Annotated in this window: 14 protein-coding genes; 10 read left to right on the top strand and 4 right to left on the bottom strand. The window is 62.4% G+C overall.

Features of this window, described 5'->3' with window-relative positions; translation table 11 throughout:
* Window positions 1–18: 18 nt before the first annotated feature.
* The 6 genes from FJ424_RS05175 (at window position 19) to FJ424_RS05150 (ending at window position 7783) form a co-directional block, all read left to right on the top strand.
* A complete protein-coding gene (locus FJ424_RS05175; protein WP_140652766.1) occupies window positions 19–1053 on the top strand; it encodes an ABC transporter permease in 1035 nt (344 codons plus the stop codon).
* A 59-nt stretch (window positions 1054–1112) separates the two neighbouring features.
* A complete protein-coding gene (locus FJ424_RS05170) occupies window positions 1113–2141 on the top strand; it encodes a sugar ABC transporter substrate-binding protein (RefSeq protein WP_140652768.1) in 1029 nt (342 codons plus the stop codon).
* A 67-nt stretch (window positions 2142–2208) separates the two neighbouring features.
* Window positions 2209–4341, top strand: a complete 2133-nt coding sequence (locus FJ424_RS05165; protein ID WP_246677144.1) for an SMP-30/gluconolactonase/LRE family protein — start codon at window positions 2209–2211, stop codon at window positions 4339–4341.
* A 27-nt stretch (window positions 4342–4368) separates the two neighbouring features.
* Window positions 4369–5484 (top strand): SMP-30/gluconolactonase/LRE family protein, encoded by a 1116-nt coding sequence (locus FJ424_RS05160; protein WP_140652770.1) that lies wholly within the window; start codon window positions 4369–4371, stop codon window positions 5482–5484.
* A complete protein-coding gene (locus FJ424_RS05155) occupies window positions 5481–6998 on the top strand; it encodes a sugar ABC transporter ATP-binding protein (RefSeq protein WP_140652772.1) in 1518 nt (505 codons plus the stop codon). The genes FJ424_RS05160 and FJ424_RS05155 overlap by 4 nt, the downstream gene beginning before the upstream one ends.
* Window positions 6999–7006: 8 nt before the next feature.
* A complete protein-coding gene (locus FJ424_RS05150; RefSeq protein WP_140652774.1) occupies window positions 7007–7783 on the top strand; it encodes a glucose 1-dehydrogenase in 777 nt (258 codons plus the stop codon).
* Window positions 7784–7929: 146 nt separating this feature from the next.
* Here the strand turns inward: FJ424_RS05150 and FJ424_RS33455 are convergent, their stop codons facing one another.
* Genes FJ424_RS33455 through FJ424_RS05135 form a run of 4 tightly spaced genes read right to left on the bottom strand, consistent with a single transcriptional unit; the run spans window position 7930 to window position 10055 of the window.
* Window positions 7930–8103: a hypothetical protein gene (locus FJ424_RS33455; protein WP_181167035.1), complete on the bottom strand. Its 174-nt coding sequence runs from the start codon at window positions 8101–8103 to the stop codon at window positions 7930–7932.
* A 31-nt stretch (window positions 8104–8134) separates the two neighbouring features.
* Window positions 8135–9262, bottom strand: coding sequence for a WD40 repeat domain-containing protein (locus FJ424_RS05145; RefSeq protein ID WP_140652777.1), 1128 nt, complete (start codon window positions 9260–9262; stop codon window positions 8135–8137).
* Complete coding sequence (locus FJ424_RS05140; protein WP_140652779.1) at window positions 9259–9600, bottom strand: hypothetical protein; 342 nt, start codon at window positions 9598–9600, stop codon at window positions 9259–9261. Before FJ424_RS05140 ends, FJ424_RS05145 begins: the two co-directional genes overlap by 4 nt.
* Window positions 9600–10055 carry a hypothetical protein gene (locus tag FJ424_RS05135; RefSeq protein WP_140652781.1) on the bottom strand — a complete coding sequence of 152 codons (456 nt, stop codon included), beginning with the start codon at window positions 10053–10055 and terminating at the stop codon, window positions 9600–9602. Before FJ424_RS05135 ends, FJ424_RS05140 begins: the two co-directional genes overlap by 1 nt.
* Window positions 10056–10621: 566 nt before the next feature.
* Here FJ424_RS05135 and FJ424_RS05130 point away from each other — a divergent pair.
* The 4 genes from FJ424_RS05130 to FJ424_RS05115 all read left to right on the top strand — a co-directional run bounded on the left by FJ424_RS05130 (window position 10622) and on the right by FJ424_RS05115 (window position 14953).
* On the top strand, window positions 10622–12295 hold the full coding sequence (locus tag FJ424_RS05130) for an aromatic/alkene/methane monooxygenase hydroxylase/oxygenase subunit alpha (RefSeq protein ID WP_210239389.1): 1674 nt from the start codon (window positions 10622–10624) through the stop codon (window positions 12293–12295).
* A gap of 102 nt (window positions 12296–12397) precedes the next feature.
* Window positions 12398–13456 (top strand): 2Fe-2S iron-sulfur cluster binding domain-containing protein, encoded by a 1059-nt coding sequence (locus tag FJ424_RS05125; protein ID WP_140652783.1) that lies wholly within the window; start codon window positions 12398–12400, stop codon window positions 13454–13456.
* Window positions 13457–13508: 52 nt separating this feature from the next.
* A complete protein-coding gene (locus tag FJ424_RS05120; protein WP_140652784.1) occupies window positions 13509–14567 on the top strand; it encodes an aromatic/alkene monooxygenase hydroxylase subunit beta in 1059 nt (352 codons plus the stop codon).
* Window positions 14568–14584: 17 nt separating this feature from the next.
* Complete coding sequence (locus FJ424_RS05115) at window positions 14585–14953, top strand: MmoB/DmpM family protein (RefSeq protein WP_140535648.1); 369 nt, start codon at window positions 14585–14587, stop codon at window positions 14951–14953.
* Window positions 14954–14958: the final 5 nt, after the last annotated feature.

Raw genomic sequence — 14958 nt, 5'->3', positions numbered from 1 at the left:
TTGACGGGGACAGGGCCGATGGCAGACGCAGTTGCGATAAAGGACAGGGGAGCCGCTGCTGTGAAGAAGATCGAGGGCAAGTCCAGCCTCAGCAATCTGAGCCAGGAAACGCTGGTCTTCGCCACCACGATCGTGATCTTCGCGGCGTGCGCGCTTTTCGTCAATGGCTTCGCGACCCTTCCGAACATCTCCACTCTGGCCCGCAGCGTCTCGGTTTTGGGCATCCTCGGCGTCGGCATGACGGTGGTCGTGATCGGGCGTGGCCTCGATCTGTCGCAGGTTGCGGTGCTGGCAATCTGCGCCGCCTGGTCGCTGAAGCTGATCGGACTGGGCTACGGGCTTGCCGCGGGTATCACCATGGGCCTGGGACTGGCGGTCGCGATCGGCGCCTTCAATGGGTTCGCCATCTCCATCATCGGCATTCCAGCTTTGTTCACCACGCTGGCGTCGGGAACCCTGGTCTATGGCGTCGGGCGATGGCTGATGCTCGACGGCATCATCACCTACGCGCCCGACAATCAGCCGTTCCTGCTCGCGCTCGGACAGGGGGAAGTGCTGGGCATCCCGGTGCCGCTGGCGATCTTCGCGGTTGTCGCGCTGATCGGACATTTCATCCTGTCGCGCACCTCGGCCGGCCGTTTCGTCTATGCGTTCGGCGACAACGCCGAAGCGGCAAGGTTGACCGGCGTCTCGGTGCGCGTGCTGACCATCGGCCAATATGCCTTTTCGGCCGCGGTCGCGTTTCTGGCCGGGCTAGTCACCGCGGGTTCGGTCGCCTCGATCAACACCAACGTGTTCAGCTCCAGCCTGATCTTCGACGTGCTGCTGATCGTCGTGCTGGGCGGAGTGAGCCTCAGCGGCGGTCGCGGCTCCATTGCCAGCGTTCTCGCCGGAACGGCGCTCATCGGCACGCTGCTGAATGCCATGATCCTGCTGGACGTCCAGGGCGACGTCCAGAACATCGTCAAGAGCGTGGTGCTTCTCGGCGCTATTACACTCGATCGCAAGCTGCATCCTCGCGACGAGGAGACGGCCAGGCAGGGAGATCTGTAGAGGCGACGCCTTCCTCGACACGATTCAACAATCAAGGCGCATCATCTCGGGAGGAAAAGATGACGTTGATGAGTAAATGCAGGCGGCTATCGAAGCCGATTGCGCTAATGTTCACCGCCATGCTCGGCATCGCTGCCGTGCCGGCGAATGCCGCCGACGGCGGCGTCCAGTTGAAGGAGCAATACACCAAGGCGATCGAAGGCAAGACCATCGCCTTCCTGCCGATGACCCTGGGCGCGCCGCTGATGGATACCTGGGAATATGTCATCCGCACCGAGGCCGAGCGCAGCAACATGAAGTACTCGGTCAAGGATCCGGCGTGGAACAGCACGGCGCTGGCCCAGGCTTTCGAGGGCGCAATCGCCGACAAGCCGGACGTGATCATCGTCCAGAACCCGAATGTCCAGCTCCTCGTCAAGCAGATCAAGCAGGCGCAGGAAGCAGGCATCTACGTCATCCAGCTTTCGATGATGTCGAACACGCTGAGCGACGGCTATGTCGGCGGCGACTGGATCGAGCAGGCCGAGGTGACCGGCAAGGATATCGTCAAGCAATGCGGCACCGGCAGCGGCAAGTCCGGCAAGGTCGTCATCCTGCAGGGCGAGCTGACATCGGCGCAGAACGTCTACATGACCAATGCGCTGATGAAGGAATTCGGCAGGGATCCGGCGATCCAGGTCGTGTCCAGCCAGGCGACCAACTGGGACGCCACCAAGGCCTATGACATCACCACCGCGGTGCTGCAGCAGCACCCGGACGTATGCGCGATCTTCGGTCCTTACGACGTCATGACGATCGGCGGCGCGCAGGCTGTCAAGAAGGCCGGCCTCAGCGGCAAGGTGATCGTCTACTCGAACGGCGGCGGCTACAAGGAAGGCTGTGACGCGGTGCGCGCCGGACTGATCGATCGCTACATGGATTGGGACGCCTGGAACCAGGGCCGCGAGGTCATGGTCATGGCGAAGAATCTGTTGATGGCCGGTGAACCTCCGGGCTCGCACAGCGTCGCGTCGTTCTCGTCCTATTTCTGGGTGACCAAGGACAATGTCGACCAGGCGCGTTGCACCGATATTCCCAAGAAGAGCTGACCGCTCGCGATAATGACACGGGCGGCCCCGACGGGCCGCCCGAAGGATCCAAGGGAGGAGGGATCGGGTGGCCGACACCAGCTTCAGGGAGACGTTGATCCGTCTCCGTTACAAATGGTCGTTCCAGCAATTCATCGCCGAGCTGTTGCAGAAGCGCTGGATGGAGCCGGTGGTGCCTTTCACCGCCGCCGTGCTCGTGGTGCTGGCGTTCGCGTTCCTCATCCCCGGCTATCTGACGGTGGGCAACATCGTTTCCACCGGCCGCCAATTCGGTGAATTCGGCTTCGTCGCGATCGCGATCGCTGTCGTCATCGTCTCCGGCGGCATCGACCTTTCGGTCGGCTCAATCTTCGCCATGGCCAACTTCATCGCCCTGATGCTGTTCAACATGTACGAAGTGTCCGCGCCGGTCTCCATCCTGATGACGCTGATGGCCGGCGCGCTGATGGGCGCTGTCAACGGTATCCTGATCGGCTATGTAGGCCTCGGCGCCTTCCTGACGACGCTCGTCACCATGCTGATCTTCCGCGCCATCCTTAACCTGCTGATCCTGCGCTATTCCGTCGAGATGGCGATTTCGATGGGCGACAGCCGCATCTGGGACTGGCTGGGCGGCGGCAGCGTGCTCGGCATTCCTGCCAACATCCTGATCCTGGCGCTGGTCGCCATCGTCGGCCATATCTTCCTCAGCCGTGGACGGCCCGGTTGGTACATCGCCGCCATCGGCGCCAACCGCAAGGCAGCCCGGCACGCCGGCATACCGGTGGAGCGGCATCTGTTCCTGACTTATGTGATCTCCGGCGTGCTGACCGCCCTTGGCGGCGTCTTCTACGCGGCGCGTCTCAACAGTCCGAGTTCGGATACCGGCGTCGGCATGGAGGTGCTGGCGCTGACGGCGGTGGTGCTGGGCGGTGTCAATCTCTCAGGCGGCAAGGGGTCGATCGGGCAGTCGCTGATCGGCGCCACGATCGTCCTCGTTCTGATCAACGGCCTAGTGCGCTTTGGCCTGGTCGGCGGCGCCACCTCCGCCTTCCTCGGCTTCATGATGCTGCTTGCCGTCGGCATTGACGTCAAATGGGCGCGCAACCGCAACAAGGCGATCGAGAAGATCTATGTCGTGCCCACCTATTTCAAGCTCGGCAAGCGCCATGACATCGCGCCAGAGAGCAGTTCGCCCTATGCGCTCAACAACCGGCTGCGCGACGCCGAGGCGATCGGCCTGGGCAAGCTCGACGGACCGGAAGACGTGATCTTCGACAGGGAGGGCAAGCTCTACTGCGGCACGCGAGAAGGGTTCATCTGGCGGTTCAGCGGCAAGGACCTGCAGACGCAGGAGGTTTTCGCCCGCACCGGCGGCCGACCGCTCGGCATGGCCTTCGACCGCGACGGGAACCTGATCATCTGCGTGGCCGGCATGGGCGTCTATGGCGTGCGTCCGGACCGTTCAGTCTACAAGCTGACCGATGAGACGACGCGTACCTTCGGCAAGGTAATCGACGACTCCCGCCTGGTGCTGGCCGACGACCTCGACATCGCGCCGGACGGCAAGATCTATTTCAGCGAGGCGACGCTGCGCTACACAGCCCACACCTGGGCCACCGACGCGCTGGAGGGACGCGGCAACGGCCGCATCATCGTCTACGACCCCGCAACCAGGAAAACCAGGACGCTGCTGCAAAACCAGATTTTCCCGAACGGCGTCTGCGTCGCCCATGACGGTCAGTCGGTGCTTTTCGCGCTGACATGGGCATGCCGCATCGAGCGCTACTGGATAACCGGCCCCAAGGCCGGCAAACTGGAGACATTGATCGCCGACCTGCCCGGCATGCCCGACAACATCAACCGCGCCTCCGATGGCTGCTACTGGCTGGCGCTCGTTGGGCTGCGCACGCCGGCCTACGACCTTGCCATGGAGGATCCGGGTTTCCGGACCCGCATGATCAAGCGCATTCCCAACGACGAATGGCTTTATCCCAACATCAACAATGGCTGCGTGGTGAAGTTCGACGAGCACGGCACCATCCTCGAAACACTGGGCGACATCGGCGGCAAATCCCATCCGTCGGTCACTTCGATGCGCGAGGAGCGCGGCTACCTCTATATCGGCGGGCTTTCCAATGACCGTATCGGCCGCGTCAAGCTGAGCGGGGTCGACGAGAGCTGGAACGGTCCGGCTTCCTACTGGGGCAAGCGGCCATGAGCGCAACCGAGGCACACGGAGAACCCGATGAGCAGCGTGGTCGTTGACATTCTGAAAGAGCTTCTGTTCCGCAACCGGGACCGCCGCGCCAACCCGGTGCTGGACGGTCCGATGCGGCCGAACTCGGCGCTGGAGGAATGCCCGGTGCTCAGCACCGCCATCGCCGAACCCGACGACATCGCCGTGGCGACGGATGGCAGCGCTTATGTGACCGCGGGCCGCAGCGTCTATCGCTTCAACAATGCTGATTTCTCCGATCCGACCGTGGTCGCCGAGTTCGACGGACGGGCTACCGGGGTCGCCGCCCATCCGGCGGGCGGCGTGGCGGTATGCGTGGCCGGGCGGGGCATTGCCCTGGTCGGTGGGCCGGACGAAGGCCGCATGCTGGGCATCGAGGGCCAGGGGGGGTTGAAGTGCCCGACGGCGCTTGTCGTTGGCCCCGAGGGTGAGATCTACGTCTGTGACGGTTCGCGCGACAACACGCCTGACCGCTGGGCCTATGACCTCATGCAGAAGCGTCGATCCGGCCGCGTGTTGCGGATCGGCGCCGGCGGCGGGCAGGTCGACGTGATCGCCGCCGGGCTCGGCTACCCGAACGGGATATGCGTGGCGCTCGACGGCTCCTCGCTGATCGTATCCGAAGCCTGGACGCATGACCTGCTCAGACTGCCTTTGGGGCCAGCCGCCGCGAAGCATCGTCCGGTGGCGGTGCAGCAGAATCTGCCCGGCTATCCTGCCCGGATCGTTCCTTATGGGACCGGCTACTGCCTCACCATGTTCGCCTTGCGCACGCAATTGGTCGATTTCGTGCTGACCGAGGATTCCTACCGGCGCAAGATGATCGAGCGGATCGAGCCGGCATTCTGGATCGCGCCAGCGTTGCGATCGGAGGGGCACTACCTGGAACCGGTCCAGGGCGGCGGGCTGAAGAAACACGGCAGCCTTAAGGCGTGGGCGCCGCCGCGCTCCTATGGATTGATCATCTTCCTCGACGATGAGCTCGAGCCGGAATCCAGCCTGCACAGCCGCGTCGGCGGGACGTGTCATGGTATCACCGGCGTGGCGACCGACGGGCCCGAGGTGTTCGTCGCGTCCAAGGGCAATAGCAAGATCATGCAGGTGACCGCGAGGCTGACGCAATGACCACGGAGAACTGCGAAGAGCCGATGCTGCGTGTTCTCAAGGGAACCAAGGTTTACGGCGGGGCGCGGGCCATCAGCGGCGTCGACTTCGATATAGGCCGGGGCGAGATCCATGGACTTGTCGGCGAGAACGGCGCCGGCAAGTCGACGCTGTGCAAGGCGCTGGCAGGAGCAATCTCGCTGTCGTCCGGCGACATCCTGCTCGACGGCCAGAAACAATCCTTCGCCACGCCGGCGGACGCGCTGCGCGCCGGCATCGTCATGGTTTACCAGGAGACCAGCCTGATCCCGACCATGACGGTGGCGCAAAACATCATCCTCGGCCGGGAGAAATATATGACCCGCCTGCGCGGCATGTACATCGCTGCTCAGCAACTGCTTCAGTCGATGAATTTCCATGTCGACCCGACCGCCATGGTGTCCACGCTGGGCGCGGCACAGAAGCAGATGGTCGAGATCGCGCGTGCCGTGCATCACCGGGCGCGCCTGATCATCTTCGACGAGCCGACCGCGACACTGACGCCCGAGGAGAAGCTGCATTTCTTCGATCTGATCCGCCGGCTCAAGGCGGAAGAGGTTGCCATCATCTTCATCTCGCACGCGCTGGAAGAGGCACTGGAACTGACCGACCGGGTCACCGTGCTGCGCGACGGCGAGCGCGTCCATTCCGGCCCGACGACCGAACTCAGCCGCGAAATCCTGGTCAAGCACATGGTCGGACGAGACCTGTCGCAGACCTACTATGCCGATGCCCGCAAGCCGCGGGCGCATGGCACCCGCAAGAAGAAGGTGCTGTCGGTCCAGAACGTCATCATGGGCAAGATGGTCCGCAACATGTCGTTCTCGGTCTATGCCGGCGAGATCACCGGCATCTCCGGCTTGATCGGCTCGGGGCGCACCGAGATCGCCAAGGTCGTCAGCGGTGTCCTGAAGCGCAATTTCATCTATGGCGGCATGATCTACCTGAACGGCAAGCCGATCCGCTATCGCATACCGCGCCAGGCTGTCGCCGACGGCATCGTCTACATCACCGAGGACCGCAAGCTGAACGGCTTCTTCGAGACCATGCGCATCGATGAGAACATCTATCTCGGGCGCATCTCCACGCCGGAAGGCCGCACCGTATTTTTGTCGCGCAAGGAGCAGTCCCGCGTCGGCAACGAATGGGTGCAGCGCATGAAGGTCCGGGCCATCAACAGCCGCGCCAAGATCATCGAACTGTCGGGCGGCAACCAGCAGAAGGTGGTCGTGGCGAAGTCGCTGGTGCAGAACCCAAAGGTCGTGTTCTTCGACGAGCCGACACGCGGCGTCGACGTCGGCGCAATCCAGGAGATCCACGACTTCATCCGCTCGCTGGCGGCACAAGGTATCGCGGTGGTGGTCATCTCCTCCTACCTGCCCGAAATACTCAGCCTTTCCGACCGCATCCTGGTGGCCCGCCAGGGCCGCATCGTCGAGGAATTCTCCTCGGCCGAGGCGACGGAAGAAAAGATCATGTATGCGGCGATCCATTGAGGCCAGGGATGATGACGATCCAGCAACTGTTCTCGCTTGAAGGCAAGGTAGCGCTGATCACCGGCGGCGGACGCGGCATCGGCAAGGAGACGGGGCTGCTTCTTGCCAACGCCGGCGCCGGCGTAGCCGTGCTCGATCGCGACGGCGAAGCCTCGGCCGACGCGACTGCCGCGATCGCCGCGCAGGGAGGCAATGCGCTGGAGCTGGTGGCGGACATCTCAAGCCCGAATCAGGTCTCGCAGGCCTTCGGCGCCGCCGTGGCGCATTTCGGACGGTTGGATATCCTGGTCAACAATGCCGCCCTGGTGCGCCGGACGCCGGCCTTGGAAACCAGCATGGAGGTTTGGCGCGAGGTCATGGAGGTCAATCTCAACGCCGCTTTCAACTGCTCCTGCAGGGCTGCGGAGGAGATGACCAAGGCCGGCGGCGGCGCCATCGTCAACATCGCTTCGATTATGGGCGCCTCCGGCGGGGGCATCTATCCGATCGCCTCCTACCATGCCAGCAAGGGCGGGCTCATCAACCTGACCCGCGGCCTCGCGGTCGAATGGGCGCCACGCGGTATCCGTGTGAATGCCATCGCTCCGACCTGGGTCCGGACGGAGTTCACCAAGGCCTTGCTTGACGACCCGCAGATGTCGAAGACATTGCTGGACCTGATGCCGATGCGCGCTTTCGCCGACACGGCTGATGTGGCGGCGGCGGTTCTGTATCTGGCGTCACCGGCTGCCAAGATCGTCACCGGCCATGTCCTGGCGGTTGACGGTGGCTATCTTGCCCGTTGAGTTCCCGATCACAAACTGTCGATGCTGATCGTTGGCGCGGGCGATTCGAGCTGTGGCACGTTGGCCCCTGCGGGGTCCGGGCCCAGCAACATGCGAACAGCTCTGCCATTCTTGAGGGCGCGCCGGGTCAAGAGCGCATCGGCAATTCAATTGGTCTTCAGCGGACCCGCCCGGTTTTCGGCGATCCACCGCGCGGCCAGCACCAGCGCCCCCATGCTGAAATCCTTGCCGTGCTTGGCAACCATCTCTTCCGACAATTTGGCAAGGCGTTCGAAAAAGGCGTCCTTGCTCTTTTCCTCTGCAGTGAGCTCGGTTTGCATTCCATCCTCCTGTTGTCGGGCTTCGCCCTGGCTATTTGAAAAGCATTGCCGGGAAGGTGACGATCGCAGCAGTTCCATCCACCATGCCCACAGCCAAGTGCTGTCCATCGCCGGACCAGGCCAGCGCTGTGATCGCGCTGCCTGAAAATTTCACGACGAGCTCGTCACGCGAGCCGATCTGGGCGACTGTGATGCGGCCGTTGGCGTAGCCGGCGGCGATAAGGCTTCTCACCGGATGCGCCGCCATTGTTTCAACTGGAACAGGTGCCGCACGACCCGTTTCCAGCGCGCCGGAAGCCGCATGCTCAAATGGCGGGACAGCCATTGACCAGCCAGCAATACGGAATGCGCCGGACGCAAACAGCGTGTTCTCTTGCGTGCTCCAGCACACGGTCCGGACCGGCGAAGGAAATCCGCCGACTACGCCCGATCGGCCATCTGACAGGCGCACAAGGCCAAAGCCTCCTGTCTCAAGTCCGCAGGCCAGCCATGAGCCGTCGTAGCTCCAGCGGATGGAAGCCGGGCGTGAGGGAGTGGAAAATTCGTTGATGAGCCCGGGACCGCCGTCGACCGCCCAGATCGACAGCCCGTTGCCGGAATCGAACGCGAGCCGGTTCGCGTCCGGCGAGAACGCGATGGCGTGCGTCGATGAGGACGCTGCCTGGCGCAGCCTTACCACTTCATCGTTGGCGCGCGCCAGGAACACATCATGTCCATCGCTGAAGGCCGTCATGGCCTTCGGGGCACCATGGGCGATAGCGAGGATCGGTCCGTCGATCTTGATCGGCGTTGGCGCAATCGCGCCGTCGGGTGCAAAATGCGTGGCTTCACCCGCACTCGTGCCGACGAGGAAGCCAGAACTGCGATAAGCGACGATCGGGACATCGCCGTCCCCAAGCGATGCGGAAGCGATCAAAGGTGCGAGCGGCTTCTCGCGGGGCCGGATCGTCGTCTGTCCGAGATCGCCGCTGACCCGGATCCTTGCCTCCGGCGGGTCCTGATCCGCCACCTTGCCGATGGCGACGGATCCGTCCACGGATGTGAATGCGATGGCGGAGCCATCGGCGCTGAAGCATACATCGGCAACCGCGGCCGGGCGCCGCCAGCTTCGTGCCAGCAGGTCGAACAGCGCCAGGTTCTGCGTCGTTTGCTGGTTCACGGCTTGTCTCCCCTAATGGCGCTCGTTGCTTCGGCAAGCGCGCGGTCGACATCCGCGACCTTGCCTTCGATTGCCAAGATGCGTTCCTCGCTTTCGATGCATGCCTGCCTCATGGCCTCGGCACTCGCTTCAGCGTCATGCAAATCCCGCACCAGTTCAGCGCCGCCGCCATGCTTCCCGATTTCGAGCTCCAGGCGCAGCACCTCGATCTGGATGCCGGAGAGCTTTTGATTGAGCCGCTGCGCTTCGGCGGTGAGTGCCGAGACTTCGGCGACGAGAGCCAATCGTTGAGCGACCAGCACGGCCAGCCCAGCGTCGTGTCTCTTGCCGCCGCTCATCACTTTTTCTCGGCTGGTTTTTCGAAAGTGGACAGCAATCCCGGCAGGCCGTCTACCTGTTTCAGGAACTGCTTTTCGGCGGTTTCGATATGGCTCTTGAGTTGATCCCATATGTCGACGCGGATCATGGACGTGGTGTCGCCGGTAAGATGCTCGATCTCGGCGATGCGAAACTGGCGCGATAGCGATACCCCGGAAAACACGAAGTCGCGCAACAGGATCGCGTGGCTTTCAACGAACAGATGGATCATTGGATGCGTCTCCGTGGTGACGCCGCCGACGGCAAGCTCGGCCCGGATGAAATCCTGGAAATGGCTTTGCAGACGGTGCTGGCTCTCACCCATGAATCGCATGACGAAAACGAGGTCGCTCGGCATCAGCCTGACGAGCTCGGCGGTCACGTCGTCCGGTTGGCTTGGCCCGGGAAGGCCGGGGCTGTCATTGTCGCCTGGCATTGTCTTTCTCGGCATTGCTTCCCGCTCGAGATGCTCATCGGTATCAAATAGTGTATGAAATAATCGAAATGAATAGGTGCGGACTATTTTATTCGTACCGAGTTTTCTAAGATTATATATTGCAGTGCACAAAATGGCACAAATATTACATATGTAATGTACAGATGTAAAATATCGTTACAATCATCCGGATGTTCGCCGGAGACAGCTACGACGGTCTCCGCCTGGGCGCTGCTCATAGGCCCGATTTTCAAACTGGCACGGCGCTTGCTTTACCTATTTGCATAAGAAGCCCATCGCGTTCCGACGCGGTGCCAAAAGAACGAAGGACCGGAGGAAGCCGCAGCACACGCGCTTCGATACGCCCATCGCAAGATGCGACTGGGGTGTCGCAGCGCCCCGCAGTCCACCTCGAGAACCTTTGCCGCGATCCACTTGAATGGCTGGACCCCGTGTCGCGCCTGACGGCGCAACCCTTGTCATGCCGTTCGCAAACTCACCGGCGGCGTTGTGTGCCGTCTCATGCCTGGATCGAGGGATCCATGGCTCAACCCTGGTGGAGGCTTATGACGATGTCGTCGTTGACACTTAACAAGATTACCTCACAGCGCGGTATTTCCGTGGGCGAGGCGACCAAGAAGATTTCCGACCTCGGTTGGAACCCGACCTATGTCCAGGAAGCGATGACGTTTCCGACCGACTACAAGATCGCCAAGGCGCCGCGCGATCCGATGAAGCAGGTGCTGCGCTCCTATTTCCCCATGCAGGAGGAAAAGGACAATCGCGTCTACGGCGCGCTCGACGCCGCTCTTCGCGGCGACATGTTCCGCAATGTCGAGCCGCGCTGGGTGGAGTGGATGAAGCTCTTCCTCGCCATCATTCCCTTCCCGGAGATATCCGCCGCCCGCTCGATGGCGATGGTGGCGCGGCTGGCGCCGGGCGAGGATCTCAGGACCGGCTTCACCATGCAGATGGTCGACGAGTTCCGCCACTCGACCATCCAGATGAATCTGAAGAAGTGGTACATGGAAAACTACATCGACCCGGCAGGGTTCGATATCACCGAGGAAGCCTTCGGCAAATGCTACGCGACCACGATCGGCCGCCAGTTCGGTGAAGGCTTCATCACCGGCGACACCATGACGGCCGCCTGCATGTACCTGACCGTCGTCGCCGAGACGGCGTTCACCAACACGCTCTTCGTCGCCATGCCTTCGGAAGCCGCGCGCAACGGCGACTATGCGCTGCCGACCGTGTTCCTCTCGGTGCAATCCGACGAGAGCCGCCACATCGGCAACGGTCACTCGCTGCTGATGGCCGCGCTGAAGGAGCCGGAGAACCACCTGCTGCTCGAGCGCGACATGCGCTACGCCTTCTGGCAGAACCACGCCATCGTCGACGCCGCGATCGGCACCTTCATCGAATACGGCACCACCAATCGCGACAAGAACAAGGAGTCCTACGCGGAAATGTGGCACCGCTGGATCTACGAGGACTACTACCGCACCTACATGCTGCCGCTCGAGAAATACGGCATCAAGATCCATCACGACGATGTCCAGGCCGCCTGGGAGCGCATCACCAAGAAGAACTACGTCCACAAGGTCGGCCAGTTCTTCGCCGTCGGCTGGCCGGTCAACTTCTGGCGCATCGAGGCGCAGACCGACAAGGATTTCGAGTGGTTCGAGCACAAATACCCAGGCTGGTACGCAGAGTTCGGCGACTTCTGGAAATGGTACGCCAAGCTCAGCCACAAGGGCGAGAAGGTGCTCTTGTTCAACAGCGATGTCGGCTACGTCTATCCGCACCGCTGCTGGTCCTGCCTGGTGCCTTGCCTGATCCGCGAGGACATGGTGGTCGACGAGATCGACGGGCAGCTGCACACCTTCGCCCATGAACTCGACCGCTGGACCGCCGTCGAAGCCTTCGCCGATGAGTATCAGGGCCGTCCGACGCCTGCGATGGGCCGCTTCAGCGGCAAGCGCGAATGGGAGACGCTCTATGACGGCTGGGATCTCGCCGATGCGATCAAGGATCTCAACTTTGTCCGTTCCGACGGCAAGACACTGATCCCGCAGCCGCACCTGCGCTTCGGCGCCGACGAGCAGTGGACGCTCGACGACGTGCGCGGCAACATCCTCGGATCGCCGCTCAATGCGCTCCGCGGCATGTCGCCGGCCGATCGGGAGAAGCATCTGGCCGAGTATCGGGCAGGCTTCACCATCACGCCCATCAACTGACCATCCGAGCGCGGGGGCCGGGGTTTCCGACCCCCGCGACATTCCAGAGGAAGGCCATCTCCTGTCCTGCGGACGGGCCGGAGAGGAATTGGGAGGTTATCGATGACTGGTGCTCACACGGTGCGCCTGGAGCCGGTCGGCGTCGAGTTCGAGGTCGAACACGGCGAGACGGTCCTGAACGCGGCTTTCCGCCAGGGCATCGCGCTGCCGCATGGCTGCAAGGAAGGGCAATGCTCGGCCTGCAAATGCGTGCTGCTCGAAGGCGAAGTCGACATGCTTAAATACTCGACCTTCGCGCTCAACGACACGGAGAAGGAGAGCGGCCACGTCTTGTTGTGCCGGTCGATCGCCTATTCCGACATGCAGGTCGAGCTCCTCAATTACGACGAGGAGGTTCTGGCGAAATCAATCGCGGTGAAGACGTTCAAGGGCCGGATCTCGAAGTTCGAGCATCTTACCCACGACATCCGCGGCATCGAGATCGAGCTCGGCTCGCCGATAAAATTCTGGGCTGGCCAATATGTCGACATCACGGTCACCACGCAAAAAGGGGAGACGATTACGCGCTCGTTCTCCATGGCAAATACGCCGGACGAAACCCAAAAGCTCTCCTTCATCATCAAGAAATACCCCGAAGGAAAGTTCTCCGGAGAGCTCGATTCCGGAGGGATCCGTGTCGGAGCCGAGGTCAGCGTCGCCGGGCCCTATGGAACCTGCTTCCGGCGGGAAGGACGGCAAGGCCCCCTGATCCTGGTCGGCGCCGGCTCCGGCATGTCGCCGGTATGGTCGATCCTCAACGATCACCTGAAGAGCGGCGAGAAGCGGGACGTCTACTTCTTCTACGGCGCGCGGATCCCTACCGATCTGTTCTATCTCGACAGGATCGCCGAGCTTGCCGGCCGCCACCCGGAGCTGAATTTCATCCCGGTGCTGTCGCATGTGAATGGCGAGGCGTGGGACGGCGAGCGCGGCTTCGTCCACCAGGGCGTCGACGCCAAGCTCAAGCAGCTCGCGGTCGACGGGCAGGGCGACGTCTATGCCTGTGGTCCGCCGCCCATGATCGATGCGCTGCAGCCCGTGCTGTTCATGAACGGCTTCGAGACCGAACGCATCTTCTTCGACCGGTTCACCACATCGTCCAACGCCGTCCCGGCCCATTGAGGCGGGCCGGGGCGACAACATCAGAGCAACTGCAACAAAGGGAGTGAAGACAATGGTAGCAACGTCGAGTTCAGTAGGTTCGGGAGCCGCGGGAGCCGCGATCTTCGCCGATTCGGACAGCCGCAAATATCGGTACTTCGAGCCGAGAGGCCAGCGCGCCACACACTATGAGGATGTCACGGTCGACGTGCAGCCCGACCCCGAGCGCTACCTGATCCAGGACTGGATCATCTCGTTCTCGAACGGCAAGGGCGCCTACATCAAGGACAACACTGCCGCCAGAAGCTCGAACTGGCATGCTTTCCGGGCTCCCGACCAGGAGTGGGAACGCACGCACTACCAGCGCCAGTCGAAGATCGAGACGATGGTGCAGAGCGTCATCACCAATGCCCGCCGCGCCGGCGCGCCGAAGACCTTCGACAAGGTCTGGGCCAAGCTGCTGCAGGCGCATCTCGGAGCTTGGAAGCATGCCGAGTTCGGCCTCGGCACGTCGCTCATGCAGGCGCAGCGCTACGGCTACACGCAGATGATCAACAATGCGACGCTGACCAACTCCTCCTACAAGCTGCGGCTCGCCCAGGACATCACGCTCTATCTCGCCGAGATCGGCATGGACATCGCCGGCTGGGACGACGAGCTCGGCAAGAAGCATTGGCTCGAGGACGGCGTGTGGCAGAGCACCCGCGAGGCGGTCGAGACCATCATGGGCACGACCGACTATCTGGAACAGTACTTCGCCATCAATATCGTGTTCGAGCCGCTGGTCGGCGAGTTGTTCCGCTCCGGTTTCCTGATGCAGGCGGCGGCGGCCAACCACGACTTCATCACGCCGCCGGTGATTTCGGCGGCTGAAGCCGACTACGAGCGCAACCTCGCCAACACCATCGACCTGGCCTACCTGCTCGCCCACGACGAGAAGCATGGCGCGGCAAACAGGAAGCTCTTCCAGGGCTGGGTGAACAAGCATGGCGCGCTTGCCGACAAGGCAGCCGCCGGCCTCCAGCCGATCTGGTCGATGCCGCATTCCAAGCCGGTTTCCTTCACCGACGTTCGCGCCCAATCCGAGGAACGGATCGGCCGGATCCTCGGCGAACTCGGCCTCAAGCGCTGAACAGGGGAGAAAAGATCATGTCAGTAGCAGCACGCGACGCCTCGCAGTCCAACATCTTCAAGTCGATGAAGGACATCACCTTTGAACAGACGATTTCGCACCAGTGCGGCGTCACCATGAACGACTCGGTCGAGGCACGCGCCATCGCCGAATTCATGGGCAAGAAGCCCGGGGTCATCGTCACCTACCAGCCGGCCATGATCCGCATCGACGGCGACGGCAAGCTGATCTTCAAGATGGACGAGATCAGCGAATATCTCGGCCGCGACATGACCGCCGAGATCTTCGAGGTCAACACCTCCACCCACTACGGCCGCATGGTGCGCGTCGACGACAACACCGTGATCCTGTTCGGGAACATGGACGAGGTCTTCGAATACATCTGACCAAG

This window comes from Mesorhizobium sp. B3-1-8, from assembly GCF_006439495.1.
Lineage (GTDB): Bacteria > Pseudomonadota > Alphaproteobacteria > Rhizobiales > Rhizobiaceae > Mesorhizobium.
The sequence above is the reverse complement of the archived record's forward strand: the minus strand, read 5'-3'. Positions and strand labels throughout refer to the sequence as shown.

Bases quoted from the DNA above. Each gene is read 5' to 3' on its own strand.
- FJ424_RS05175 (WP_140652766.1), top strand. From the start codon at position 19: ATGGCAGACGCAGTTGCGATAAAGGACAGGGGAGCCGCTGCTGTGAAG.
- FJ424_RS05170 (WP_140652768.1), top strand. From the start codon at position 1,113: ATGACGTTGATGAGTAAATGCAGGCGGCTATCGAAGCCGATTGCGCTA.
- FJ424_RS05160 (WP_140652770.1), top strand. From the start codon at position 4,369: ATGAGCAGCGTGGTCGTTGACATTCTGAAAGAGCTTCTGTTCCGCAAC.
- FJ424_RS05155 (WP_140652772.1), top strand. From the start codon at position 5,481: ATGACCACGGAGAACTGCGAAGAGCCGATGCTGCGTGTTCTCAAGGGA.
- FJ424_RS05150 (WP_140652774.1), top strand. From the start codon at position 7,007: ATGATGACGATCCAGCAACTGTTCTCGCTTGAAGGCAAGGTAGCGCTG.
- FJ424_RS33455 (WP_181167035.1), bottom strand. From the start codon at position 8,103: ATGCAAACCGAGCTCACTGCAGAGGAAAAGAGCAAGGACGCCTTTTTC.
- FJ424_RS05140 (WP_140652779.1), bottom strand. From the start codon at position 9,600: ATGAGCGGCGGCAAGAGACACGACGCTGGGCTGGCCGTGCTGGTCGCT.
- FJ424_RS05135 (WP_140652781.1), bottom strand. From the start codon at position 10,055: ATGCCAGGCGACAATGACAGCCCCGGCCTTCCCGGGCCAAGCCAACCG.
- FJ424_RS05130 (WP_210239389.1), top strand. From the start codon at position 10,622: ATGACGATGTCGTCGTTGACACTTAACAAGATTACCTCACAGCGCGGT.
- FJ424_RS05125 (WP_140652783.1), top strand. From the start codon at position 12,398: ATGACTGGTGCTCACACGGTGCGCCTGGAGCCGGTCGGCGTCGAGTTC.
- FJ424_RS05120 (WP_140652784.1), top strand. From the start codon at position 13,509: ATGGTAGCAACGTCGAGTTCAGTAGGTTCGGGAGCCGCGGGAGCCGCG.
- FJ424_RS05115 (WP_140535648.1), top strand. From the start codon at position 14,585: ATGTCAGTAGCAGCACGCGACGCCTCGCAGTCCAACATCTTCAAGTCG.